23 protein-coding genes are annotated in these 22,363 nt (G+C 37.5%); 19 read left to right on the top strand and 4 right to left on the bottom strand.

What is annotated here, in order from left to right:
- Positions 1 to 70 precede the first annotated feature (70 nt).
- Positions 71 to 616: a Crp/Fnr family transcriptional regulator gene (locus M0D58_RS00695; protein WP_248392718.1), complete on the top strand. Its 546-nt coding sequence runs from the start codon at positions 71 to 73 to the stop codon at positions 614 to 616.
- A gap of 52 nt (positions 617 to 668) precedes the next feature.
- Complete coding sequence (locus tag M0D58_RS00690; protein ID WP_248392716.1) at positions 669 to 1,022, top strand: bleomycin resistance protein; 354 nt, start codon at positions 669 to 671, stop codon at positions 1,020 to 1,022.
- Positions 1,023 to 1,087: 65 nt separating this feature from the next.
- Here the strand turns inward: M0D58_RS00690 and M0D58_RS00685 are convergent, their stop codons facing one another.
- A complete protein-coding gene (locus M0D58_RS00685; RefSeq protein WP_248392714.1) occupies positions 1,088 to 3,295 on the bottom strand; it encodes an ATP-binding protein in 2,208 nt (735 codons plus the stop codon).
- A 331-nt stretch (positions 3,296 to 3,626) separates the two neighbouring features.
- On the opposite strand from M0D58_RS00685, the gene M0D58_RS00680 reads away from it, so the two are divergent.
- The 12 genes from M0D58_RS00680 to M0D58_RS00625 all read left to right on the top strand — a co-directional run bounded on the left by M0D58_RS00680 (position 3,627) and on the right by M0D58_RS00625 (position 15,085).
- Positions 3,627 to 4,646, top strand: coding sequence for a sensor histidine kinase (locus M0D58_RS00680; protein WP_248392712.1), 1,020 nt, complete (start codon positions 3,627 to 3,629; stop codon positions 4,644 to 4,646).
- Entirely contained in the window at positions 4,643 to 5,422 is a 780-nt protein-coding gene (locus M0D58_RS00675; RefSeq protein WP_248392711.1) for a LytR/AlgR family response regulator transcription factor, read from the top strand. The genes M0D58_RS00680 and M0D58_RS00675 overlap by 4 nt, the downstream gene beginning before the upstream one ends.
- 99 nt (positions 5,423 to 5,521) lie before the next feature.
- Entirely contained in the window at positions 5,522 to 5,908 is a 387-nt protein-coding gene (locus M0D58_RS00670) for a hypothetical protein (protein ID WP_248392709.1), read from the top strand.
- Positions 5,905 to 6,984 carry an alpha/beta hydrolase family protein gene (locus M0D58_RS00665; protein ID WP_248392707.1) on the top strand — a complete coding sequence of 360 codons (1,080 nt, stop codon included), beginning with the start codon at positions 5,905 to 5,907 and terminating at the stop codon, positions 6,982 to 6,984. The genes M0D58_RS00670 and M0D58_RS00665 overlap by 4 nt, the downstream gene beginning before the upstream one ends.
- A 380-nt stretch (positions 6,985 to 7,364) precedes the next feature.
- Positions 7,365 to 7,838, top strand: coding sequence for a Dps family protein (locus M0D58_RS00660; protein ID WP_248392705.1), 474 nt, complete (start codon positions 7,365 to 7,367; stop codon positions 7,836 to 7,838).
- A 55-nt stretch (positions 7,839 to 7,893) separates the two neighbouring features.
- Complete coding sequence (locus M0D58_RS00655) at positions 7,894 to 8,589, top strand: LytR/AlgR family response regulator transcription factor (protein WP_248392703.1); 696 nt, start codon at positions 7,894 to 7,896, stop codon at positions 8,587 to 8,589.
- Between the two features lie 355 nt (positions 8,590 to 8,944).
- On the top strand, positions 8,945 to 11,155 hold the full coding sequence (locus tag M0D58_RS00650; protein ID WP_248392701.1) for a hybrid sensor histidine kinase/response regulator: 2,211 nt from the start codon (positions 8,945 to 8,947) through the stop codon (positions 11,153 to 11,155).
- Between the two features lie 14 nt (positions 11,156 to 11,169).
- Positions 11,170 to 11,718, top strand: coding sequence for a putative antibiotic biosynthesis monooxygenase (locus M0D58_RS00645; RefSeq protein WP_248392699.1), 549 nt, complete (start codon positions 11,170 to 11,172; stop codon positions 11,716 to 11,718).
- Between the two features lie 205 nt (positions 11,719 to 11,923).
- Entirely contained in the window at positions 11,924 to 12,481 is a 558-nt protein-coding gene (locus M0D58_RS00640; protein WP_248392697.1) for a hypothetical protein, read from the top strand.
- 540 nt (positions 12,482 to 13,021) lie between these two features.
- The gene (locus tag M0D58_RS00635) at positions 13,022 to 13,483 is read left to right on the top strand and encodes a redoxin domain-containing protein (RefSeq protein WP_248392695.1); all 462 of its coding nucleotides are present in this window, start codon (positions 13,022 to 13,024) and stop codon (positions 13,481 to 13,483) included.
- A 2-nt stretch (positions 13,484 to 13,485) separates the two neighbouring features.
- Positions 13,486 to 14,001 (top strand): DsbA family protein, encoded by a 516-nt coding sequence (locus M0D58_RS00630; RefSeq protein ID WP_248392693.1) that lies wholly within the window; start codon positions 13,486 to 13,488, stop codon positions 13,999 to 14,001.
- Positions 14,002 to 14,263: 262 nt separating this feature from the next.
- On the top strand, positions 14,264 to 15,085 hold the full coding sequence (locus tag M0D58_RS00625; protein WP_248392691.1) for an alpha/beta fold hydrolase: 822 nt from the start codon (positions 14,264 to 14,266) through the stop codon (positions 15,083 to 15,085).
- Positions 15,086 to 15,215: 130 nt separating this feature from the next.
- On the opposite strand, the gene M0D58_RS00620 is transcribed toward M0D58_RS00625, so the two are convergent.
- The 3 genes from M0D58_RS00620 to M0D58_RS00610 are packed head-to-tail and all read right to left on the bottom strand — an operon-like array spanning position 15,216 to position 17,814.
- The gene (locus M0D58_RS00620) at positions 15,216 to 16,127 is read right to left on the bottom strand and encodes a helix-turn-helix domain-containing protein (protein ID WP_248392687.1); all 912 of its coding nucleotides are present in this window, start codon (positions 16,125 to 16,127) and stop codon (positions 15,216 to 15,218) included.
- 34 nt (positions 16,128 to 16,161) lie between these two features.
- Positions 16,162 to 16,899, bottom strand: coding sequence for an SDR family oxidoreductase (locus tag M0D58_RS00615; protein ID WP_248392685.1), 738 nt, complete (start codon positions 16,897 to 16,899; stop codon positions 16,162 to 16,164).
- Positions 16,900 to 16,911: 12 nt separating this feature from the next.
- Positions 16,912 to 17,814, bottom strand: coding sequence for an NAD(P)H-binding protein (locus tag M0D58_RS00610; protein ID WP_248392684.1), 903 nt, complete (start codon positions 17,812 to 17,814; stop codon positions 16,912 to 16,914).
- 413 nt (positions 17,815 to 18,227) lie between these two features.
- Between M0D58_RS00610 and M0D58_RS00605 the strand changes: the two genes are divergently transcribed.
- The 5 genes from M0D58_RS00605 (at position 18,228) to M0D58_RS00585 (ending at position 22,331) form a co-directional block, all read left to right on the top strand.
- On the top strand, positions 18,228 to 18,770 hold the full coding sequence (locus M0D58_RS00605; protein ID WP_248392683.1) for a peptidoglycan-binding protein LysM: 543 nt from the start codon (positions 18,228 to 18,230) through the stop codon (positions 18,768 to 18,770).
- A 202-nt stretch (positions 18,771 to 18,972) separates the two neighbouring features.
- Complete coding sequence (locus M0D58_RS00600; protein WP_248392682.1) at positions 18,973 to 19,518, top strand: peptidoglycan-binding protein LysM; 546 nt, start codon at positions 18,973 to 18,975, stop codon at positions 19,516 to 19,518.
- Positions 19,519 to 20,156: 638 nt separating this feature from the next.
- Positions 20,157 to 20,702 (top strand): peptidoglycan-binding protein LysM, encoded by a 546-nt coding sequence (locus M0D58_RS00595; protein WP_248392676.1) that lies wholly within the window; start codon positions 20,157 to 20,159, stop codon positions 20,700 to 20,702.
- Between the two features lie 207 nt (positions 20,703 to 20,909).
- Positions 20,910 to 21,455, top strand: a complete 546-nt coding sequence (locus tag M0D58_RS00590; protein ID WP_248392674.1) for a peptidoglycan-binding protein LysM — start codon at positions 20,910 to 20,912, stop codon at positions 21,453 to 21,455.
- Positions 21,456 to 21,533: 78 nt separating this feature from the next.
- On the top strand, positions 21,534 to 22,331 hold the full coding sequence (locus M0D58_RS00585; RefSeq protein WP_248392664.1) for a fimbrial biogenesis chaperone: 798 nt from the start codon (positions 21,534 to 21,536) through the stop codon (positions 22,329 to 22,331).
- The last annotated feature ends 32 nt before the right edge of the window (positions 22,332 to 22,363 follow it).

Genomic DNA, 22,363 nt, shown 5'->3' with positions numbered 1-22,363 from the left:
TATTTATTGATATATTACATTCAAAATACATCCGACACATCTTATATTTGCTAATAATAAAAAGTTCATCATGCTGAAACAACTCGGAAATTTCTCTGATGCTGAAATGCATTTTTTGGATAACCAACTCTATACGAGGTATTTGGATAAGAATGAAATATTAGATGAATCCGGGAGTATTTCAACATCATTGTTTTACATTGTCAAAGGTTCTTTTTATCAGTATTACAGGAATGAGTATGTTGAAGAAGAAATTATTACGGATCTGCACGTTGAAGGCGAATGGGCAATAAATCTTCAGAGTCTGGTGATGCAGCAACCGGCAAAAGCAACTTTAAAGGCTTTTGAAAAGTCCGAAGTTCGTGAACTTAAGCTTCAGGATCTCCATGAGCTTATTGCAGTTTCGCAGAGGTTTTTGCAATTTAACAAACTTCTCAATGCGCCCAATTTAAAAATGGATTTTTATAATGAAAATATGAGTCCTGCTGAGAAATATAATCATCTATTGCAAACAAAGCCACAACTGATACAAACGTTCCCTCTATCCATGATCGCTTCTTTTCTGAAAATAAGACCTGAAACGCTGAGCAGAGTGCGGGCTAATATTACTTTTTGATTTCGATCAAGTGTGAGTTTAATATATTATCATCAATTTTGAAGAAAAAAATATGATGACAGCAGTAATTCCAAAATTGCCGATGCGCAATAAAGAAATAACCAGAACATTCTACGCCAAATTGGGATTTGAAGTCTCTGAAAATGATTTCCAGGGATACCTGATGTTGAAGAAAGATGGTTTGGAAATCCATTTTTTTGAATTTGCAGCGCTGATACCATCTGAAAATTATGGGCAGATCTACATCCGATGTACAGAAATCGATGCGACTTATGAATCCTTTCTTAAAAATAATATTGAAATCCATCCTGCTGGCCATCTGAAAAAAAAGCACTGGGGGCAAAAAGAGTTTTCGATACTGGATCCTGATAACAATCTGATCACCTTTGGACAGCCATTGCAGTAGTCAATCAGTACCTGCTGGCTCTCCAAATTATTTCATCATAACTATATTAAAATAGATTTTAAATACTACACTGGCAGGGTAAACCAAAAAGTTGAGCCTTGTCCAACCTCGCTTTCGACACCGATAGAACCACCGTGATTCTTGATGATATCGGCACAGATAAAAAGTCCCAGGCCAAGTCCTGAAAATTTTTGCCCCTGATAGTCCGTTCGGTAGTATCTTTCAAAGAGTCTGGATAACTTTTCTTTCGGGATTCCGGGACCGTTATCCCTAACACTGATTATCATCTCTTTAGCATCCAGCAGATCCGCCTTAATAAATATATCAGACTCCGGTGCATATTTAATGGCATTATTGATAAGGTTGACCATCACCTGTCCGATCTGCTGGTTGTCCGCAACAATCTTTTCGTGGAGCTCCCCTTCAAAAGTGATTTTTCTTTCTGTCTGCTGGGCAAAATTAGCGCAACATTCCTCGAACAATTCTGACAGTGTAAAAGGTTTCTTGTCGATCTTCAGATGTCCTTGTTCAAGCCTGCTGGTATCCAGTAGATCGTTCATCAGGATAGTGAGCTTGTTGAGGCTTACTACGGATTGATCTATAAGCCTTACTTTAGTTTCTTCGGTCAAATTCATTCCCCTTTTTTGAAGCATCTGTAATGATGCTTTCAGTGCAGTGACCGGTGTTCTGAGTTCGTGACTGGCGATGCTGATAAAATCATCTTTACTTTGTGCGATGAGCCTTCTTTCGGTCACATTCATAAAGGTTCCTATCCCTCCGGTAAGAACACCGTTCTGATCAAACATCGGTGCCGCATTAATGGAAATGTATATTCTATCACCATTCGGAGGCTGTACGGCAATCTCATGATCAGTGAGCGGTTTCTGTGTCTTCATCATGATGGACATGGGATGTTCTTCAGATGGCAGAGGTGTTCCGTCGATACGCAGATTCTGCCATTGCGGATCATCATAAGTACGAGTTTTGATCTCAGTTTCCTTTAAACCAAGAATCTGCTGAGCCATCGGATTGGCATAGACCATCTGCCCTGATGCATCTATGACACCAACACCTTCTGCCATCGTTTCCAATATCGACCTCAATCGTTGTTCACTCTCCCTTAGGCTATTTTCAAGTTCTGCTTTTTCTCTGATATTTTCTTCCAAACGGATTATAGCTTCAGCATGTGAGGTAACATCAATAGCCATATCAATTACCCCGGTAATAACTCCGTTTTCAACATAGGGTGTGTAACTGAAATTAAAAAACCTTTCTTCCAGCTGACCATCCTTTTTGATCATCACAGGGGACGCGTCATCTGAATGCCTTACGCCGTTTTTGTAAGTATCTTCTAACATATCCGCAGCTTTTTGTCCTCTAAGCTCGGGAAATTCGTTAAATAAAGGCTTCCCGATGATGGTTACATCTTTGCCCAAAAGCTCCAGCATAGCGACATTAACCATCGTTACCATGTAGTCTTCACCCTTTAAAAGCATCATGGCAACAGGCGACTGTGTGATAAGGTCACGAAAACTCATTTCACTGGTCGTGAGTTTTTCGTTGAGTAAGGAAATGGTATCATTTAAATGTTTTAGCTGATCATTCTGACTATTAAGCTCTTTATTTTGCAAAGTAAGCTCAGAGATATTGCTCTCATTTTCAGTCTTGCCGGACAACAGATCGGAATTGTCTTTTCTCAACTGATCACTTAAAAAATAAATTTCCTTATTGGCATGATCCAACTTCCTGTTCATTTCTATGTATTCTCTATTGACCGTCGTCAATTCTTCGTTACTTGACCTGAGGTCATGATTTAAGGATGAAAGGTCATGATTGGCAAGGTTGAGCTCAGCCTCCCGGTTTCGAAGGAGTTCCCAGGCCTGCTGTCTTTCCGTCACATTACTTGCCGTATGCAGAATACAATAGATCTTGCCGGCTTTATCAGCAACCGGCTTATATTTAAAATCATAATATAGCGTGATCTTTTTACCATTAACTTCAGTTGTTATCGGTATGTTGCGGACCTCACATGCTTTTCCCGAATGCCAGGTGTCCCGCAGGATATCTGAATAGGACGCTCCATTCAGCTCAGGAAGCACTTCCTCCAACTTTTTGCCGCGTATTGATTCATCTTTGTTCCATATTTTAAGCATCGCATCATTCGCAAACTGGATACGTAAATCCTCACCGGTATAGATTGCGGTGGGATCACTGGATTGCTTCAGTATATCGAAAATTGCATCAGTGCCTAATGCGGAGAAAAAGTGGATCATTTATATCTATATTATCAACGTTTAAAGGTATGAAAAATATAACTCAAAATATTCATATTTCCGCGAACCTAGTCTACATCTTCTTCTGATGGTTTTTAAGCAATCGGCTTTGCTTCTGTTTGATATTTAATGAAAGCTTATTTCAGGTACATAAGGAATCATGGCTAAAATGTTTATTGAAATTGTTTACATAAACTATCATTTTCACAATAACCAAAAGATTTTTAAATTAGTATTTACATCCTATTGCAATGTTATTTCAACATCAACTTTTGCCGCTTCAGTCATTTTATTATATCAATGATTTTAATATTTTCATTTCTTTGTACCAATGAATAAAAATGAGAGAAAAATATATATTTACAGTGCGTTTTTGATCACATTGATGGTAAATTCTGCAAAACTGATGGCACTGAACAGTGATGGGATTATCGCCCGTTACTGGCAGTTCAATATTGAGGAATATAGCTTCCAGTTTTTGTATAATATGTTATTCTGCCTTTTTTTATTATACCTTAATCTTTCCGACGGTAAATTTCTAAGTGTCTTTAGAGAAAACAAACAATACTGGAAATTCTACCTGTGTAATTCCCTGGTTATTGTTGCAGCAATTGTCCTGGGAAGCTTGATCCATTCTTTTATTTTTGGAATCTTCCATCTTCCCGGAGGAAGAATCAGAGGGTATTTTGCCAGGTTTTTGCTAAGCAGCATCATGATTGCCGTAGTAATCCGTCTCATTCTTCTGATGCGCGAAAGCAGAAAAAAAGACATGCTTAACGAGCAGCTTAATTCCGCTTACCTTCAGACTCAGCTTCAATTGCTTCAGGAACAACTTAATCCGCATTTTCTTTTCAATACCCTGAGCAGTCTTTCTGCCATAGTCATGGAAAATCCTGGTCTGGCCCAAAACTATATCCTTCATCTTTCCAAAATTTTCAGATATACATTGGTTCATTCAGGTAATAATCTGGTAACCCTTGAGAAGGAGCTTGAGCATTTAAAGTCTTATAGCCAACTCATAACAATGCGGCTGGAAAACACCTTCCAGATTCATATCAATATCAGCAAAGATTTAATCCAAATGCAAATCCTTCATTTATCACTGCAACCTTTGATCGAAAATGCGGTTAAACATAACAGAGCGACACTTTCAGATCCTTTAATCATAGAGATTTATGAAGGGAACAGATGGCTTATCATCCGAAACAACCTCCAGCCCACCATCAGCAAGACAGAGGGTGCCGGAATTGGTCTTACCAATTTAAATGAAAGATATAAGCTGCAAAATCAGCAAGAGATAGAGATCCATCAAACGACAGAATATTTCATCGTAAAGCTTCCTTTATTATGAGAAGAAATATACATATTATCATTATTGAGGATGAACCTGCTACCGCGAGACATCTGGAATACATCCTGAAAGAAATCAATCCGGAAATACAAATCACAAAATGTTTGCAGAGTATAGCAGAAGCAACGGAGTGGTTTACCTTAAATGATAATAATTATGACCTGATATTTTCAGACATAAGACTTTCTGATGGATTATCGTTTGAAATATTTAGAAAGGTTAACATAAAAAAGCCTGTCATCTTTGTTACTGCATATCATGATTATGCTATTGAGGCCTTCCGTAACAATGGCATTGATTACGTGTTAAAACCCTTCGATAAAGAAGAAATAACGCGTACGATATTTAAATATCACATCTTAATTGCTGCTGATTCTGAAAAAAGACAGAATGAAAAAGCATCTCTGCTTCAGAAGCTGCAAAATGCGACGAAGCACTATCGAAAATCTTTCCTTATACATTATTGCGGCAGGCTTATCCCTGTGGAAGCAGCTAAGATTAATTGGTTCCATACGGCCAATGAGATTGTATATGCACATTTGTCTGACGGCAGGCAATATATAATGGAATTTACACTGGAACAGCTGGAAAATGAACTTGAACCTACTCTTTTTTTCAGGGCTAACCGCCAGTTCATTATTAATAAAAAAGCCGTAGAAGCCGTGGAATACTTTTTTAACGGAAGGCTGTTAATTAAAATTCATCCTTCACCACAGGACCAGATCATCGTCAGCAAGGCAAAAGCCATGACTTTTAGAAAATGGCTGGACCAATAATTTGTTTTACCACCTGATTTAGTCGGTTCACCCATTTTTATTTTACCATACACTATTGCTATTACTACATTTGTTTTATTAAAAACTAAAATTTCCAGGATGATTCTAAAGACAAAAAAACAGAAGATTTTTCTTATAGCAGCTTTTATATGCCTTGCATGTACAGGCTTATCGGCACAGAAAAGTAAATTAAAGGACAGTACCCCTGAACAGCGTGCAAAAATGCAGACGGAGTGGATGACAACTAAATTAAACTTAAATGCTTCACAAACTCAGCAGATTTCCGCGCTAAACCTTCAGTACGCCCGGAAGAATGAGCCTATTATTCAAAGTAACAGCAGCAAACTCTCCAAATTTAGAAAACTGAAAGCCCTACAGAAAGAAAAATCTAACATGCTCAGCCAAATTTTAAGCGAGGAACAATATAAAAAATATGAGGATATTAAAGATCATATGATTCAAAATATTAAAAATAAAAGAAAATGAAAAAACTATTAAATCCATGGATAATAATTTTATTTATTACCACCTCAGCATGCTCTCAGAGCGCAACCGACACTTATGAAACAGCACCTCTCCAGTCAAAGGTTGGCAACAGCCTTCAAGGACCTATTCAAAAGCCTGTAACAGGATACGGTGCAGATGGAAGCTATGAAGTGGCAGAAATTGACTTTGATAATCCGGAGTATCCGGGAACACAGGTTTCAATTTTCCATCCTCAGGGGATTACTTCTCCCAGACCTACCATTTTCTTTTCGCATCCGTTCGGTGGCGAAGACAAAGAATATAATATAGAGTTGTACAAATTCATTGCAAAGAAAGGTTACGTGGTAGTATTTGTGCCTTACCGTACCATTGATGTAAGTGTAGACCATCGTTACCAGACCCTGTGGGAAGGATTCACGAAGGCTGCTGCAGATTATCCTAACATTATTGACACTCAGAAAGTAGGTTTTATGGGCCACTCTTTTGGAGGTGGAGCAAGTATCGATCTGGCCTACAAAGCATTTACAGAGAAAGGATGGGGACAAAATGGACGTTTTCTTTTCACTATGGCTCCATGGTATTCTTTTAACTGGAACAGTCCATTAAGTACCCAACAGCAATTACAAAGTTTTCCTTCCAATACCAAAATGATCACCCAGGTCTATGATGAGGATGATGTCAACGATCACAGGATGGCAATTGATATCTTTAAAAATATCAATATTCCTAATGCTGAAAAGGATTTTATTTATATTAAATCGTCTACTGTTAACGGATATAATTATGTAACAGACCACGCCATGCCAAGTTCAAGAGTAATTTTCGATGCATTGGACTATTATGGAGTGTACCGTCTTTTGGATGCTATGATGGATTATAGTTTCAATGGAAACAGCAGTGCAAAAAATACTGCTTTGGGGAATGGTTCTGCCGCGCAGGTCACCATGCCTTCTTATAACGGACAAACAATGAATCCTCTTGAAGTCACAGATAATCCCACGCCGAAATACCTGCAGTTTAAATACCAGTTTAAATGTGGGAACAGTACCAATCCGCGGGTTTCCTACTGTAATTAATTAAAAAGGCAATGATATACTAAGGCATTACTTGTTTTATAAACAGATAGTATGACCGGTATGTGCTTATCTAATGATGATATTACCTAACTCCGGTAACCTAAGTATATTATTGCCTAATCAAATAAGAACTCAAAATTTTCAGCAAACATCTTAATTGAAAGTATGTATAATGTTGAAATTCAATAAAAAATCAAATGTTCCGGTCTTAGTTCCTTGATTTACAACGGGAGCTGCTGATGACGATTCTTCCGGCATTTAAAATCTTCAATATCAAATTCAACGACTCATTTTGCCGATTTATCGAAAATAATCTCAAAATAAAAGTATTCCGATCGAACTTTACATCAGTAAAACAAACAACTTAAAATCATATTATTATGAAAACAAAAATCGGAATCACAGAAAAAAACACAGAAGCAGTAGCAGAACAATTGGCTAAATTATTAGCAGATGAAACTGTACTTTACATTAAAACCAGAAATGCTCACTGGAACGTTACCGGGGATAACTTTCATGCCAACCATATCTTTTTCGAAGAGCAATACAAACAATTGGATGGGCTGATTGACAGCGTTGCAGAGCGCATGCGAAAAATAGGACATTATGCGCCGGCAACAATGAAAATCTATCTCGAATTAACCCATCTTACAGAATATACCGACAGAACCAACGACGGTTTAGGCTATATGAAAGACCTATTAAGCGACCACGAAAGCATTATTGAATTTCTGAGAGGGAATATCACTCCTTTTGCCGAAGAATTCAAAGATTACGGTACAAGTGATTTCATCACAGGATTGATGGAAACGCACGAAGAAATGGCCTGGATGATCCGCTCGTATTTCAGATAAATTGGGAAAACACAAAGGAATAATTATATTTGTGTAACCATAAATAAATATCCTTATGAAAGCTCTCATCGTAGATGATAACGACATTGCAAGAACCACACTCTCACATTTGGCAAAACAAATTCCCAGTCTCACAATTGTCAGCGAATTTTCCAATGCCATTGAGGCTTACAACCACTTGCAGTCTAATCACGTCGATTTGATTTTTCTCGATATCGAAATGCCGGAAATGACAGGTATTGAACTTACCAAGAATCTTTCGGGAAGAGGTACCATTATCATTTTCACAACATCCAATAAGGAATATGCACTAGAAGCTTTTGAACTGAATATTGCAGATTACATTCTGAAACCAATAACACCGGCAAGGTTTTTACAGGCAGTAAGCAAAGCGCAGACAATTCTGGAAAGCAGAAAAGAAAATGTGGAAGTCACAAAAGATGAATTCCTTTTTGTAAGGGATTCCAATATTACAAGGCGACTGAAGCTCGATGACATTTTTTATGCCGAAGCGATGGGCGATTATGTAAAGTTCTACACCCGGGAAAAAATGTTTACCATCCACGGTAAAATGAAAACGGCGGAAGAACGCCTTCCGAAAGACAATTTCATAAGGGTTCATCGTTCATACATTGTTTCAGTCGGCAAGATAGATACACTTCAGGACGGCGGAATTATGATTAACGGAAAATTTATCCCGGTTGCAGATGCATACAGGAAAGCACTCAACACCAGAATGAATGTTTTTTAATTTTATTCGGGCAGCTTAACCCGTCTGTAGTTTATCCTGAGCTAAGTTCACGCAGCAATCTGTTGAACCGTTCAGCATCGCAATAACAAAAAGAGCTCCGCTCAAGCCAAGATGCAGATTCAGCACAAAAAGTAGCGTCAAAATAAAAACAGTATTTGTCATTCCGTAGGAATCCCGGCATCCACGGTTAGATTCCTACAGAATGATAAACTTAATATTAAATCTTGCTGAGTGAATAGTTTATGCTAAGCTTGACGAAGTACCTTTAGAACTAAATATTTTCAATAATAAGAAAAAAAACGTTGCGAGTACCGAGCGGAGTCGAAGTATGCATTAAAAACAAGGAAAAACATTTATGAAAAAAATATCTTCAGTAATGGACAACAGGAGATTCAGCTATTTTATCATCCTCACATTTATTGCAGGTTCTCTCCTGTTAATCGCGGTTCAAATCAATTCAGCGCAGAATACGAAGGAGCTTATCCTTAATAACAATAAACTTCTTAACGAATTGCGTTCCAGCAATCATTTGCGTGAAATAGACCGTGATATTTTAGGCGTTGAAAGCAGAATCCGGGCTTCCATTGCAACCAATGATACTACTCATCTTGAAGGAATCGACCAAAAGATCAGCCAGATAGAAAACTTTTTAGACTCCCTTTCCAAAGACAACACCGATGCAGAAGAGGAAAGGCTGATTCACAGACTGAGTGTTCTCGCTATGGAAAAGAAAACCACGAAAGACAAATTATTGCTTCGTTATCATACACTCGGAAACATGGATGATCAGACCTCCATTGCCAACCCGAGAGCGAGAAAAATATCAAATGAAATCACAACAATCACCGCAAAAATTTATGAAAGCCGTAAATTTCATATGGTAGACCTCAGCAAAAAGACCGAAACAATGGGTCAAAAGGCAAGGTTATATGATATTTCTTTATTGATTTTACTGATTTTGAGCGGATCCATCGTTGGCTTTCATATTCTTCGCCAGTTTAAACGTCAGAGATTGCTGATCCAGGAATTGGATATCGCAGAAAAAAAAGCTACTGTTGCTGCACAAACCAAAGAAAATTTTTTAGCCAATATGAGCCACGAAATCAGAACGCCCCTCAGCGGAATTTTGGGCTTTACCAATCTTTTACAGAAAAGACCTTTGGATCAGACTTCAAAAGAATTTGTATCATCCATTCAAAGCTCAGGAGAAAACCTGATGGCCATTATCAATGATATTCTGGATTTATCAAAAATCGAAGCCGGAATGATGCGCATTACCAAAGTAATATTCAGCATCAACGGACTGGTAAATTCGGTAGAAACTTTTTTTGTGGAACGGGCAAAAGAAAAAGGATTAACAATTTCCAGCAAAATAGATCCGTCGATTCCGGATACGCTGAATGGTGATGCAACGAGGCTAACCCAGATTTTGGTGAACCTCATCGGAAATGCCGTTAAATTTACACAGCAAGGCAGCATTAGTATTGAGATTTACAATAAAAATCAAACCGAAAACGAAGTTGTTGTCGGTTTTAAAGTCTCAGATACAGGAATCGGAATCGATAAAGAAAAACTCAGCGAGGTTTTTGAAAGATTCAACCAGGGTGAAGATTCTATAACAAGAAATTACGGAGGAACGGGACTTGGTTTATCCATTGTGAAAAGTTTAATTCAATTACAAAATGGAGATATTGAAGTTGCAAGCGAACAGGGAAAAGGCACGACTTTTCATTTTTTCATTCCTTATGCCATTGCGAAAGAACAGATTGCCATAATTCCTTCTCATGATACAACATATTTTAAAGACAGATCCAATACACCATTGAAAGTTTTGGTAGTAGATGATAACGCCATCAATCAAAGTCTGATGAAGCATCTTCTGTCACAATGGAACATTGAGTTTGACACCGCAAACAATGGTCTGGAAGCAGTAGGATATCTTAAAAATCACGACTGTGATCTGGTTTTAATGGACATTCAGATGCCACAAATGGACGGCTATACCGCAACACAAAAAATCCGCGAAGAATTGAATCTGAATCTTCCAGTCATTGCAATGACCGCACATGCAATGGCCGGAGAAAGAGAAAGATGCCTGAGCCGGAGAATGAACGGATATATTTCCAAACCGGTCAATGAAGATGAATTATTTAAATTAATTTCAGGTTTCGGATTGAAAGAAAATAAAAATAATGAATTAAAAATCCAAGAAACCATTCCTGTTTATCAATACATTGACATTAATTATATGAAGTCTGTCAGCAATGGTGACCAAGATTTTGAAAGAACGGTCACAAAGCAGTTTTTAGACAAAGTTCCCGGTCATTTGCAGGAAATGGAATCGGCTTATGAAAATACAGATTTTAAGATCGTAAAACTCAGAGCACATGATTTGAAATCCAGTGTTGCAATAATGGGATTACTTCCTTTATTAGAGGAAAAACTGAATACTTTAGAATTAACCAATAGAGAAAACCCAGCTTCAAAACAGACTTTAAAAGATGTAAAAGAGATTGTTTTAAAAGCAGTTTCCGAGGCAGAATTATTTTTACAAACTATTAATTAAAGAAAACTATCGTTATGGAAAATCAGGGGGCATCTGTAGTGATTTCGCATCACATTCTGGATGGGAAACAGCAACAGTACGAGCAATGGCTCAATGAGATCGTTCCTTTAACCAGACATGCAAAAGGTTTTATTGATTGGCAGATCATCAGACCGATCCAGGGTTTAACTTTTGTTTACACTGTGATTATCAGATTTGATACGATTGAAAATCTCAAAAACTGGATTGATTCCGATAACAGAAAAAAACTGATTGAAAAAGCCAACCCCCTATTTCATAAAAATGACCATTACAAAATAAAATCCGGGCTCGATTTTCTTTTTGAGAACGAAAACGAAACAAAGGTTCCCGTACGATGGAAACAGTTTTTGGTAACCTGGTCAGCCATTTATCCTTTATCATTAGTGGTTCCGCTCTTACTCCTGCCCTTTTTAAGATTATTAAAAATCCCTGCAAATCATTATTCAGACGGGCTTTTGATCTCTGCATCCATTGTTTTCCTGATGGTTTTCGTTGTAATGCCCAATTATATAAAGCTGATCAGAAAATGGCTTTTTAAATAATATCATTTAACATTAATATGACCAATCACTGTTTTTACAGTGATTTTTTCGTTTTTTTCCAAAACATCATCCTTTTTATCTTTTTTAATTTTTCGATCTTATCTAACGACAGTTTCTGCCTGTTCATCGAACACCAGCTGATTTCCCGCTAAGTTGGCAGTAGCTTTACATCAACAATTAATACAATAATTAAAGCCCAAACATTATGGAAATTCTACAAACATCAGAAAATGCATTATCTCACTCAAGTGTAACTGCTGTTATTAATGCACCATTCGAAAAAGTTAACATTGCAGACTGGTTATTAAACTTACCCGATGCCGAATATCAAAGATGCTCAACCCAACATATCGGAGCGGCTATTTCCACCACTTTCGATGGCGAGCCGGTTTCGCTGAATGTGGAAACAATCGGAGACGCTTTGATGGTTCAGCATTATGTAGCCACCGTCTATCGACCAGATTACTGCAGAATGCTGTCAGTATCTGATTCCATTACCAAAAACGGAAGAACGAAGGTACAGGTTTTATGGGAGCTGAAAGCCTCAAAAATCGATGATAACACGACTTTGTACACCAACGAAATTCACGCAACGGCAACGCCGGAAATGTTCGAATATATGAAAGAACACGGCATTGAATTAGCAAGTGCAGCCGCTTCCAGACAAGCTGCTTCCGATGCGCACAATCACGAAGAAACACCCAACTTTGCAAAAAGTATCGAAAACAAAGCATTGACAGGCAAATACAATCAGCCTTTTTAGAATTAGCATACCTTGTTTGTAACCAAATAACTTTTAATTCATCTACAAATTGTGTATTGAATATTTTGATATTTGCTTCGTCAATTCGAGTATTTTTTTGTAACAAAGTGAAGAAAAATGTATCGAGAATGAAATTTATCTTCAAATCATAAACTTCTCAATACAACGGATATTCATCTACAACACTATTTTCTACACCAATATAAAGCCCAACGACTGATTTTGCCTGCTCATCGAATAAGATCTAAAAAATACCCGGTTCGGAAGTAGCTTTACCATAGAAATTAAGAACTGTAAATAATAATCATAAAAGTAATAGGATGCATACTGAAAATTTAAGCTTTAAATATGAGTTAGAAAAAAAGAACTCCATACCCATGATGACGGAATCTTCCGCTATTGTGGACGGGATTTCTATATGGCGCTGCGGTAGCTCCTGTCTTAATTAATATATTGGTAAACTGGCATTTGCTTTTACCTGCCATTTTATTGCTAACTTGTTGTAGATTTTCAATTCAATAACCCAAAAAACTAAATATTATGTTACAAAAAGGAACTGTTGCCCCAGATTTTACATTATTTGCTACACCAGACCAGAAAATAACATTATCTGAATTTAAAGGAAAAAATGTTATTCTCGCCTTTTATCCCGCAGACTGGAGCCCGGTTTGCAGTGATCAGATGGCATTGTACAACGAAATGCTGAAATTCTTCAAAAAATACGACGCAGAAATATTCGGAATCTCTGTGGACAGCAAATGGTGTCATCTGGCTTTTTCAGAATCACGGAACCTGCATTTTCCTTTGCTTGCCGACTTTGAAGCAAAAGGAGAAACCGCAAAAAAGTATGGCGTTTATGATGAGGAGGAAGGAGAATGCAAAAGGGCTTTATTTGTTATCAATAAAGAGGGCATCATCGAATGGAGTTATCTGTCACCAACGGCTATTAATCCTGGTGCAGACGGAATATTGGAAGCTTTAGAAACACTTAATACAAAATAATTATGTCACTAAAACCATCAGTAAATAAAACTGACCATGCGCAAGGTAACGACAATGCCGACCTTACCATTGTAGAATACGGCGATTATCAATGTCCGTATTGTGGAGCCGCTTATCCTGTTCTTAAAGAATTAATGAAAGAATTCAAAGGTCAGGTAAACTTTGTTTTCAGGAATTTTCCGTTGTCGGAAATGCATCCATATGCAAGACCCGCCGCAATTGCAGCAGAAGCCGCCGATCTTCAGGGGAAATTCTGGGAAATGCATGATGTCATTTATGAAAATCAGCAATCTCTGAATGAAAGTTTTCTATTTCAGCTTGCAGAAAAAATAGGTTTAAACCTTTCTCAATTCAAAGAAGATATTCAGAAACCCGAACTGGAAAAGAAAGTAGATTCAGATTTCGAGAGCGGTATTATCAGCGGCGTAAACGGCACGCCTTCATTTTTCATTAATGGAAATAAATTCAATGGCGGTGCGGAAGATTTACTCGAACTGGTAAGGGAAAATGTGAATTAATCCCGAATTGCAGTCCGATCTGAGTATGTCTGTAATGGCAAAAAAGAGAAAACCATTCCACAAGCTCAGGATAATCTACACAAGGAAAAGCTGCCATAGAAATTAACAAACAGCTTTAGATAAATGTCAATAAGCTGCCCCCTAATAAAAATTGTATCAAAATGTACGAAGTTAAACTAGATTAATTTCTACCTGTTTTATCCTCCATACATTTGCTAAACAAATAAGACAAAACAATTAACAACATAAAAAAATTAATATTATGAGTACACTTACATTAAAAGACGGAACAGAAATTTTTTACAAAGACCAGGGTGAAGGACCGGTATTGATGTTTCACCACGGATGGCCATTATCTTCAGACGACTGGGATGCCCAGGTTATTTTCTTTCTGAAAAAAGGGTACCGGGTAATCGCTCACGACAGGAGAGGTCACGGACGTTCCAGCCAAAATATTTATAACCACACCATTGAGCAATATGCTTCTGATGCTGCAGAATTGGTTGAATTTTTAGATTTGAAGGATGTGGTACACATCGGACACTCAACAGGCGGTGGTGAAGTAATCCGTTATGTGAATAAATATGCCAACGGAAGAGCTAAAAAAGCAGTGTTGATCAGTGCAATTCCTCCTGTGATGGTGCAGAGTGAAAGCAATCCGGACGGTGTGCCGATGTCGGTTTTTGATGATATCAGAAATCAGACCATGAACAACAGAAATCAGTTTTATTATGACCTTACTTTTCCTTTTTACGGGTATAACAGAGAAGGCGCTGATGTAAAAGACGGTGTTCAGAGAAACTGGTGGAGACAGGGACTGATGGGCGGAATCGTAGCTCATTATGATGGAATTAAAGCGTTTTCAGAGACCGATTTAAGTGAAGATCTTAAAGCGGTGGATATTCCGGTTTTGGTGATGCATGGTGAGGATGACCAGATCGTTCCTATTGCCAATGCTGCATTAAAATCCATTAAATTATTAAAGAACGGAAAACTGATTACTTATCCCGGTTTCCCTCACGGAATGCCAACTACCGAGCATGAAACCATTAACAAAGATCTTTTAGCATTTATTGAAGAGTAATAAACGATTATATATAAAGGTGAATCATGTTGATTCACCTTTTTTAATTTATATAAGACAATGATGATGAACCGACCGTCAGATTACGAAGACATAAAACAAATGGTTGATAAATACAATTGCTGACGGTCTAATTAAATGATTGCCTGAACTCCAAAGGAGTCTGATTGGTTTTACTCTTGAATAATCTGGTGAAGGACTGCGGATACTCAAATCCCATATGGTAGGCAATTTCAGATACCGACAGATCCGTAGTGGATAATATTTTCTTTGCGGTTTCAATGAATCTGTTATGGATATGCTGCTGTGTATTGAATCCGGTTAAAGAACGTAACATGTCACTCAGGTAATTTGCGGATACGTTTAGCTGATCAGCAAGATCCTGCACCGTTGGCATTCCGTTCTGCAGCTCTTCATCAGTATTAAAATAAACGTCAAGAACTTTTTCAAACTTATCAATGAGGCGGTCATTAACTGCCTTATACGTAATAAACTGACGTTTGTAATACCTACTGCTGTAATTCAGAAGAAGTTCGATCTGAGAGACAACCACATCCTGACTCACATCGTCTGTTCTGTTATTAAGCTCCTCCTCAATAATCTTAAATACTGAAAATAAGGTCTCTTTTTCTTTTTCTGATACATGCAGCGCTTCATCCGTTGCATAGGAAAAGAATCCGTATTGTCTGATTTTTTTTGCTAATGGATAGGAAAGCAGAAAATCAGGATGAAGCAGGATCAGGAAGCCTTTGCTCTTATTATTCTTAGGTTTTTCAAAGAGCTGTCCCGGAGCTGTAAATACCAGACCACCTTCACCAAAATCATAATGATGCTGGCCATATTTGGCACTTCCGATCGTATCCTTATAGGCGATCTTGTAAAAATCCAATATCAGATTTTCCGATAGCTCCTCAACAGGTAGGGTCATATCTTCCAGACGGATGAAACTGACCAGTGGATGCTCAGGTTTAGGAACTCCGAACATCTTATGGAATTCAGTTAACGAGTGAAATTTATGAAAATGATTTGGGTTGCTTTTCATTTGTTTGATTGGTTCTGTAAAAATAGTGAATTAATTACCATGGTGTTTCCCCGGTTTCGGGATTATATTCTTCGCTGATGAATTTTCCGGTAGGCCCGTCCTGCCCGATCATGGCATATTTTGCAATTCTTTTTCCGCCTTCTTTCACAGTTCCTGTACCGCGGTGATTATTAAAATCCGTAGCGACAAATCCCGGACAGACTGCATTGACTTTAAATGGGGTATCACGGAGCTCATAGGCAAGGTTGATGGTATACATATTCATGGCGGCTTTTGAAGCGGTATACACCGCTGCTTTATGACTGTAGTAGATCCAGTCGGGATCAGAATGTAACGTGAGGGAACAGCCGCTTGAAGAAACATTGACGATTCTCGGCTCCTCTGATTTTCTAAGAAGATCCATAAATGTCTGGGTCATTCTTATAACACCGTACAGATTGGTATCCAGTACTTTTTGAAAAGACTCAACCGGCGCTTCCAAAGCTGCCTGCGGCATTCCTCCGTTTATTCCGGCGTTGTTGATCAGCACATCCAATACATCGGTTTTGCTTCTGACTGCTGATTTTGCTTTTTCCACTGAGCCGGCGTCGGTTACATCCAATTGAATGGCTTCCGTATGCGCGAAACCTGCTTTTTTCAGTTGTTCCACTGCAGATTCTCCGTTATCAATATCACGGCTTCCTATAAAAACAAAATATCCGTTTTCTAAAAGTTGTTTAGCGGTCTCAAAGCCTATTCCTTTGTTGGCTCCTGTTATTAATGCTGTTTTCATTTTAATTTATATTTATATTTTATATTTCTGAGCAAATTCTTTTGTAAAATCTTCAAACTTCACTTTTCCGAAGGTGGGTTTATTGGCATAAAAATCCTCATACAGGCTACCGTCTGCCTGTGCTCTTTGCATGGCAACCATTCCTTTGGCAATCCATTCATTAATGCCCGCAGACATCATTTGATGCAATAATTCTTCACTCGAAACTACTTTCCATTCCAAATCCGGATTCCCAATCGATTGTCCTAATGCCGCGGTAATTTCATCAGGAGAAACCTCATCACTGGCGATATAATGTACTGTTCTGCCGCTGAACGGTTTTTCCATCTCGTCTGCAATGGTCGCAGCAATATCATAAGGTGAAACCCAGGGTTCTTTGCGCGATCCTCCATAGCTTTGAATAATTTTACCCTGAGATTGTATTGCCGGAAGCCAGCGGTAGATATTGCTGAAAAATCCCACGGGACGCATAAATTTTATGGAAACATCTTCAGGAAGAGTCTGTAAAATCTGCTCAACATGATAGTGAACCAAAAGACTTCCGGTGCCTTGATCTGAATGTGCCCCGATACTGCTTAAATGAATGATTTTCCTGATTCCTGACTGTTGAACGGCTTTTACATAGTTCCGAGCTGTTTTTTTAAATTCAGCCAGAAAATCGATTTCCTGATCAAAAAGACTTCCCATACCTTCCCATGCTTCCATTAAGTAGACCGCATCAGCATTTTTAAAAGTTTCTGTTAAAAATTCCACATCCTGTATGCTTCCTATGGCTGCTACAGCACCTAAATTTTCTATTTCAGGTATTCTTTCCTTTCTGCGGCTGATCACCGTAACCTGATGTCCTGCCCCAACCAATAATTGGGTAAGCGGATTTCCTATGTTCCCTAGAGAACCTGTTAATACTATTTTCATTGTCCTATTTTATAAGTACAAAATTGCAATGATAAATACGATTAGAATTAACAAAATCCTGGTAACACTTAACCAAATACAACTCTTCAGTCTAAAGCAGCCGTAATATGAAATAATATTTCTGTGGCTGTACCACAGTATGGTATATAAATGTATCAACAAGTTTCATCGATTATCTTCTGTTTTGTAAAAAAATCTATATTTATTTATCATTTGAAAGTGAAATACAATAGTGATAATATCCCGATTCAAAAGAAAATATGCTTAACGCACAGAATTACAATCAGTTAAAAATAACAATAATGGTTTGGTCATGTCAAATAATGTTATTAGATTTGATTTTAATGACATTTGTCAGTATAATTATATTGAATGGCATCATTTTATTAGAGTTCCATTAAATTTATTCTATCATGAAAAAACAATTTGTTATCGCTGCGTTGTCTTGGGGAGCAATCGTTTTAGGAAGCAACCAAGTTCTGGCACAAAATTCTGATCAGGTTAATACCTCCGTCAACATTAATTTAGCCGATGTTATTTCAATGGACGTAGGAAGTGTTGCTTCAGGAGGCACTGTGGATTTTAATTATGTGAATACAACAGATTATAATTCTTCAAAAAATGTGACGGTGCCCAATAGCTTAGTCATTATTTCTTCCAAGAATTTCGATGTAAAAGTAAAATCTGAGGGCGCAAACTTTGTAAGTGGCGCAAATGTAATTCCGGTAGACGTATTACAGGTAAAAGCAATAGCGGGCGGAAGTTTAACGGGAACCCTGAATGAGGTTACCTTATCCACAAACGATCAGGTTCTGGTAAGTAACGCAAGTTTAGGGGCAAAACAATCTTTAAATATTGCCTATTCTATTTCGGCAGAAAAAGCATCAAAGGTACTTCTGGGAAAGCCTAAAGGAACTTACATGCAAAAAATAATTTATACTGCCACTGCATTGTAATTAAAACAAACAATAATTTATATAAGCCCTCAACATTTTGTGTTGAGGGCTTTTCTTTTTAAACAATGAACTAAAATACGTGTGGCGATTTCACTACACGAACTTCCATGTTCCACTACAGAGAAACTTTTTTTGCCGATGTACATTTGTAGTGTTCAAAAGAGAACAATTAAACAAGAATAAAAAATAAAATAATATCATTATGAAAAAGCAAATTGCAATCGCAGCATTAACCATCGGAGCATTCGTATTAGGAACAAACACTATTCAGGCTCAAAACACTACTGCAACTACAACGGTAAACATTACCCTGAACGATGTGATCTCTATTGATGCGGGAAGTACTGCAATCGGGAATACGGTTGACTTTAACTACGCTACTGCAGCAGATTATAATTCTGATCAGACGATTACTAAAGCCAACTCTTTAAAAGTAACTTCAACTAAGAATTTTAATGTAAAAGTAAAAGCAGGAGGTGCTAATTTCATGAATGGAACCAACGTAATCCCTGTAAATGTTCTGACTATTAAAGCTGCTGCAGCTTCCGGAACCATGGGTGGTACAAAAAACGCTGTTGTTTTATCTGTAGCTGATCAAACTTTAGTGGCAAATGCTCCACTTGGAAGCGCCTTGACACTGAATCTGGACTACACTATTCCTGCCGCGAAATCATCTTCTTCTGATATTTTAGGTAAACCGGCCGGAACTTATACGCAAACAGTAACGTATACTGCGACTGCTTTATAAATTGCTAATTCTAAAGAAACTTTTTTTCATATTAATATTTTGTGATTTGGTGTTTCAGAGGCTTCCTACGGGAGGCCTTTGATTTTATATATATTAACCGACAAAGAGCAATGTACTTCAGGAAGAATTATCATTTATAATGATGATTGATATTTTAAAGGTTAGCCAGGCAGAAATACTAATAGGGCAATAAGGTGTACCCAAAAAATACTTGGACTATTAGTACATACTTACATGAGTTACAAGATAATTTTTATAATTTAACAGGGAATAATTCGAATTATAGAATCATAAATACTCTTTTGCAAAGAGTAATTTTTCAATATAAATCTGTCTCAAAAACGATGATAACAAATTACCAACCTATAGATATTTTTTGTGAAACCTGAAGAAAATTAAACGCAAACAGTAACGTATACCGCAACAGCTTTATAATAAAAATAAAAGAAAATTTTATATAAGCCCTCAACATTTTGTGTTGAGGGCTTTTCTTTTTAAATAATAAACTAAAATACGTGTGGCGATTTCACTACACGAACTTCCATGTTCCACTACAGAGAAACTTTTTTTGCCGATGTACATTTGTAATGTTCAAAAGAGAACAATTAAATAAGAATAAAAAATAAAATAATATCATTATGAAAAAGCAAATTGCAATCGCAGCATTAACCATCGGAGCATTCGTATTAGGAACAAACACTATTCAGGCTCAAAACACTACCGCAACCACAACGGTAAACATTACCCTGAACGATGTGATCTCCATTGATGCGGGAAGTACTGCAATTAGTGGCGCAGTGGCCTTTAATTATGCTACTGCAGCGGATTATAACTCAGAAAAAACGGTAGCTCAAGCTAATGCTTTAAAAGTTACTTCAACTAAGAATTTTAATGTAAAAGTAAAAGCAGGAGGTGCTAATTTTATAAATGGAACCAACTTGATCCCCGTAGATGTTCTAACCATCAAAGCTTCTGCAGCTTCCGGAACCATGGGCGGTACAAAAAGCACTGTTGTTTTATCTGCAGCTGATCAAACTTTAGTGGCAAATGCTCCGCTTGGAAGCGCATTGACACTGAATCTGGATTACACTATTCCAGCTGCTAAATCATCTTCTTCTGATATTTTAGGTAAACCGGCAGGAACTTATACGCAAACAGTAACGTATACCGCGACAGCTTTATAATAAAAAACAAAAGGGAATTTTATATAAGCCTTCAACACTTTTAGTGTTGGGGCTTTTTCTTTTTAAAGCAATGAAATAAATACTTGTGGCGATTTCACTACACGAACTTCTATGTTCCACTACAGAGAAACTTTTTTTGCCGCTGTACATTTGTAGTGTTCAAAAGAGAACAATTAAATAAGAATAAAAAATAAAAATAATATCATTATGAAAAAGCAAATCGCAATCGCAGCATTAACTATCGGAGCATTCGTATTAGGAACAAACACTATTCAGGCTCAAAACACTACCGCAACCACAACGGTAAACATTACCCTGAACGATGTGATCTCTATTGATGCGGGAAGTACTGCAATCGGTAATACGGTTGACTTTAACTACGCTACTGCAGCAGATTATAATTCTGATCAGACGATTACTAAAGCCAACTCTTTAAAAGTTACTTCAACTAAGAATTTCAATGTAAAAGTAAAAGCAGGAGGTGCTAATTTCATGAATGGAACCAACGTAATCCCTGTAAATGTTCTGACTATTAAAGCTGCTGCAGCTTCCGGAACCATGGGCGGTACAAAAAACGCTGTTGTTTTATCTGCAGCTGATCAAACTTTAGTGGCAAATGCTCCACTTGGAAGCGCATTAACACTGAATCTGGACTATACTATTCCAGCTGCTAAATCATCTTCTTCTGATATTTTAGGTAAACCGGCCGGAACTTATACGCAAACAGTAACGTATACTGCGACTGCTTTATAAAATTTTTCAGTTTCTAAAGGTTCCTAAGATAAGTTTTCAGTAGTTTTGGGAATCTTTTATTTTTAAACAATTTACACCATGCACAAGTTTATTTACCTTTTCATTTTTATCTTCACAGGGTCTTCTTTACTTCTGGCACAAAGTATTTCTATGTCCCCTACCCGATTATTTTTCACCGGTAATCCAGGAGAAAAAGTGGCACAGACAGTCACGCTTCAAAACAGCTCGGATAAGGATTATGTTTTTAATCTCAACTATAAAGATTGGATTAGAGAAGAAGATGGAAATAAGGTTTATCTTGATGCAGGCAGTTCAAAAACTTCCAATGCCTCTTGGGTATCCACTTTAGAAAATACTGTCACAGTTCCTGCAAGAAGTACAAAAGAGATCGTCGTAACCATGCAGATTCCGGCAAACGCATCAAAGTCTGCCGTTACAAACAGTATGTTATTTTTCACCCAACTTCCTCAACAGGCAGATCAGGCACGTGCTCAAAACGGGATTGGTGTTATCACATTGTTTGAGGTGGGACTTCACATATTTTATACTCCAATGGGAAACAATATAAAAAGTTTGGATATAACCAATATTTCAGAGGTAAGCAAAGAGAATGCAACAAACAGGAAAGTAGCAGTAAGTATTCATAATGATGGAAATACCATTAATGATGCTACTGTAGAGTTTGAACTGACCAATACAGACAATGGTAAGGAAATAAAATTACCTGCAATCTCCATCTCCATGCTTCCCGATACCAATCAGACCGTTCAATTTTCTTTACCAGAAAACATTTCAGGGAATTTCCTTGGCGTGGCTATTATCAAAATGGCAGGATCCAATGATTTACGCGTAGGCGAAAAAAACTTTAAATTTTAAAAATAAGTCTTGAACTCCCAAAATGGAATATC

This window comes from Chryseobacterium nepalense (genome assembly GCF_023195755.1).
Lineage (GTDB): Bacteria > Bacteroidota > Bacteroidia > Flavobacteriales > Weeksellaceae > Chryseobacterium > Chryseobacterium nepalense.
Note: the sequence above shows the minus strand (reverse complement) of the source record. Positions and strands in the feature narration are given on the sequence as shown.

What these genes read in the sequence shown, in the direction of transcription:
- M0D58_RS00695 (WP_248392718.1), top strand. Translation starts at nt 71, where the DNA reads ATGCTGAAACAACTCGGAAATTTCTCTGATGCTGAAATGCATTTTTTG.
- M0D58_RS00690 (WP_248392716.1), top strand. Translation starts at nt 669, where the DNA reads ATGATGACAGCAGTAATTCCAAAATTGCCGATGCGCAATAAAGAAATA.
- M0D58_RS00685 (WP_248392714.1), bottom strand. Translation starts at nt 3,295, where the DNA reads ATGATCCACTTTTTCTCCGCATTAGGCACTGATGCAATTTTCGATATA.
- M0D58_RS00680 (WP_248392712.1), top strand. Translation starts at nt 3,627, where the DNA reads ATGAATAAAAATGAGAGAAAAATATATATTTACAGTGCGTTTTTGATC.
- M0D58_RS00675 (WP_248392711.1), top strand. Translation starts at nt 4,643, where the DNA reads ATGAGAAGAAATATACATATTATCATTATTGAGGATGAACCTGCTACC.
- M0D58_RS00670 (WP_248392709.1), top strand. Translation starts at nt 5,522, where the DNA reads ATGATTCTAAAGACAAAAAAACAGAAGATTTTTCTTATAGCAGCTTTT.
- M0D58_RS00665 (WP_248392707.1), top strand. Translation starts at nt 5,905, where the DNA reads ATGAAAAAACTATTAAATCCATGGATAATAATTTTATTTATTACCACC.
- M0D58_RS00660 (WP_248392705.1), top strand. Translation starts at nt 7,365, where the DNA reads ATGAAAACAAAAATCGGAATCACAGAAAAAAACACAGAAGCAGTAGCA.
- M0D58_RS00655 (WP_248392703.1), top strand. Translation starts at nt 7,894, where the DNA reads ATGAAAGCTCTCATCGTAGATGATAACGACATTGCAAGAACCACACTC.
- M0D58_RS00650 (WP_248392701.1), top strand. Translation starts at nt 8,945, where the DNA reads ATGAAAAAAATATCTTCAGTAATGGACAACAGGAGATTCAGCTATTTT.
- M0D58_RS00645 (WP_248392699.1), top strand. Translation starts at nt 11,170, where the DNA reads ATGGAAAATCAGGGGGCATCTGTAGTGATTTCGCATCACATTCTGGAT.
- M0D58_RS00640 (WP_248392697.1), top strand. Translation starts at nt 11,924, where the DNA reads ATGGAAATTCTACAAACATCAGAAAATGCATTATCTCACTCAAGTGTA.
- M0D58_RS00635 (WP_248392695.1), top strand. Translation starts at nt 13,022, where the DNA reads ATGTTACAAAAAGGAACTGTTGCCCCAGATTTTACATTATTTGCTACA.
- M0D58_RS00630 (WP_248392693.1), top strand. Translation starts at nt 13,486, where the DNA reads ATGTCACTAAAACCATCAGTAAATAAAACTGACCATGCGCAAGGTAAC.
- M0D58_RS00625 (WP_248392691.1), top strand. Translation starts at nt 14,264, where the DNA reads ATGAGTACACTTACATTAAAAGACGGAACAGAAATTTTTTACAAAGAC.
- M0D58_RS00620 (WP_248392687.1), bottom strand. Translation starts at nt 16,127, where the DNA reads ATGAAAAGCAACCCAAATCATTTTCATAAATTTCACTCGTTAACTGAA.
- M0D58_RS00615 (WP_248392685.1), bottom strand. Translation starts at nt 16,899, where the DNA reads ATGAAAACAGCATTAATAACAGGAGCCAACAAAGGAATAGGCTTTGAG.
- M0D58_RS00610 (WP_248392684.1), bottom strand. Translation starts at nt 17,814, where the DNA reads ATGAAAATAGTATTAACAGGTTCTCTAGGGAACATAGGAAATCCGCTT.
- M0D58_RS00605 (WP_248392683.1), top strand. Translation starts at nt 18,228, where the DNA reads ATGAAAAAACAATTTGTTATCGCTGCGTTGTCTTGGGGAGCAATCGTT.
- M0D58_RS00600 (WP_248392682.1), top strand. Translation starts at nt 18,973, where the DNA reads ATGAAAAAGCAAATTGCAATCGCAGCATTAACCATCGGAGCATTCGTA.
- M0D58_RS00595 (WP_248392676.1), top strand. Translation starts at nt 20,157, where the DNA reads ATGAAAAAGCAAATTGCAATCGCAGCATTAACCATCGGAGCATTCGTA.
- M0D58_RS00590 (WP_248392674.1), top strand. Translation starts at nt 20,910, where the DNA reads ATGAAAAAGCAAATCGCAATCGCAGCATTAACTATCGGAGCATTCGTA.
- M0D58_RS00585 (WP_248392664.1), top strand. Translation starts at nt 21,534, where the DNA reads ATGCACAAGTTTATTTACCTTTTCATTTTTATCTTCACAGGGTCTTCT.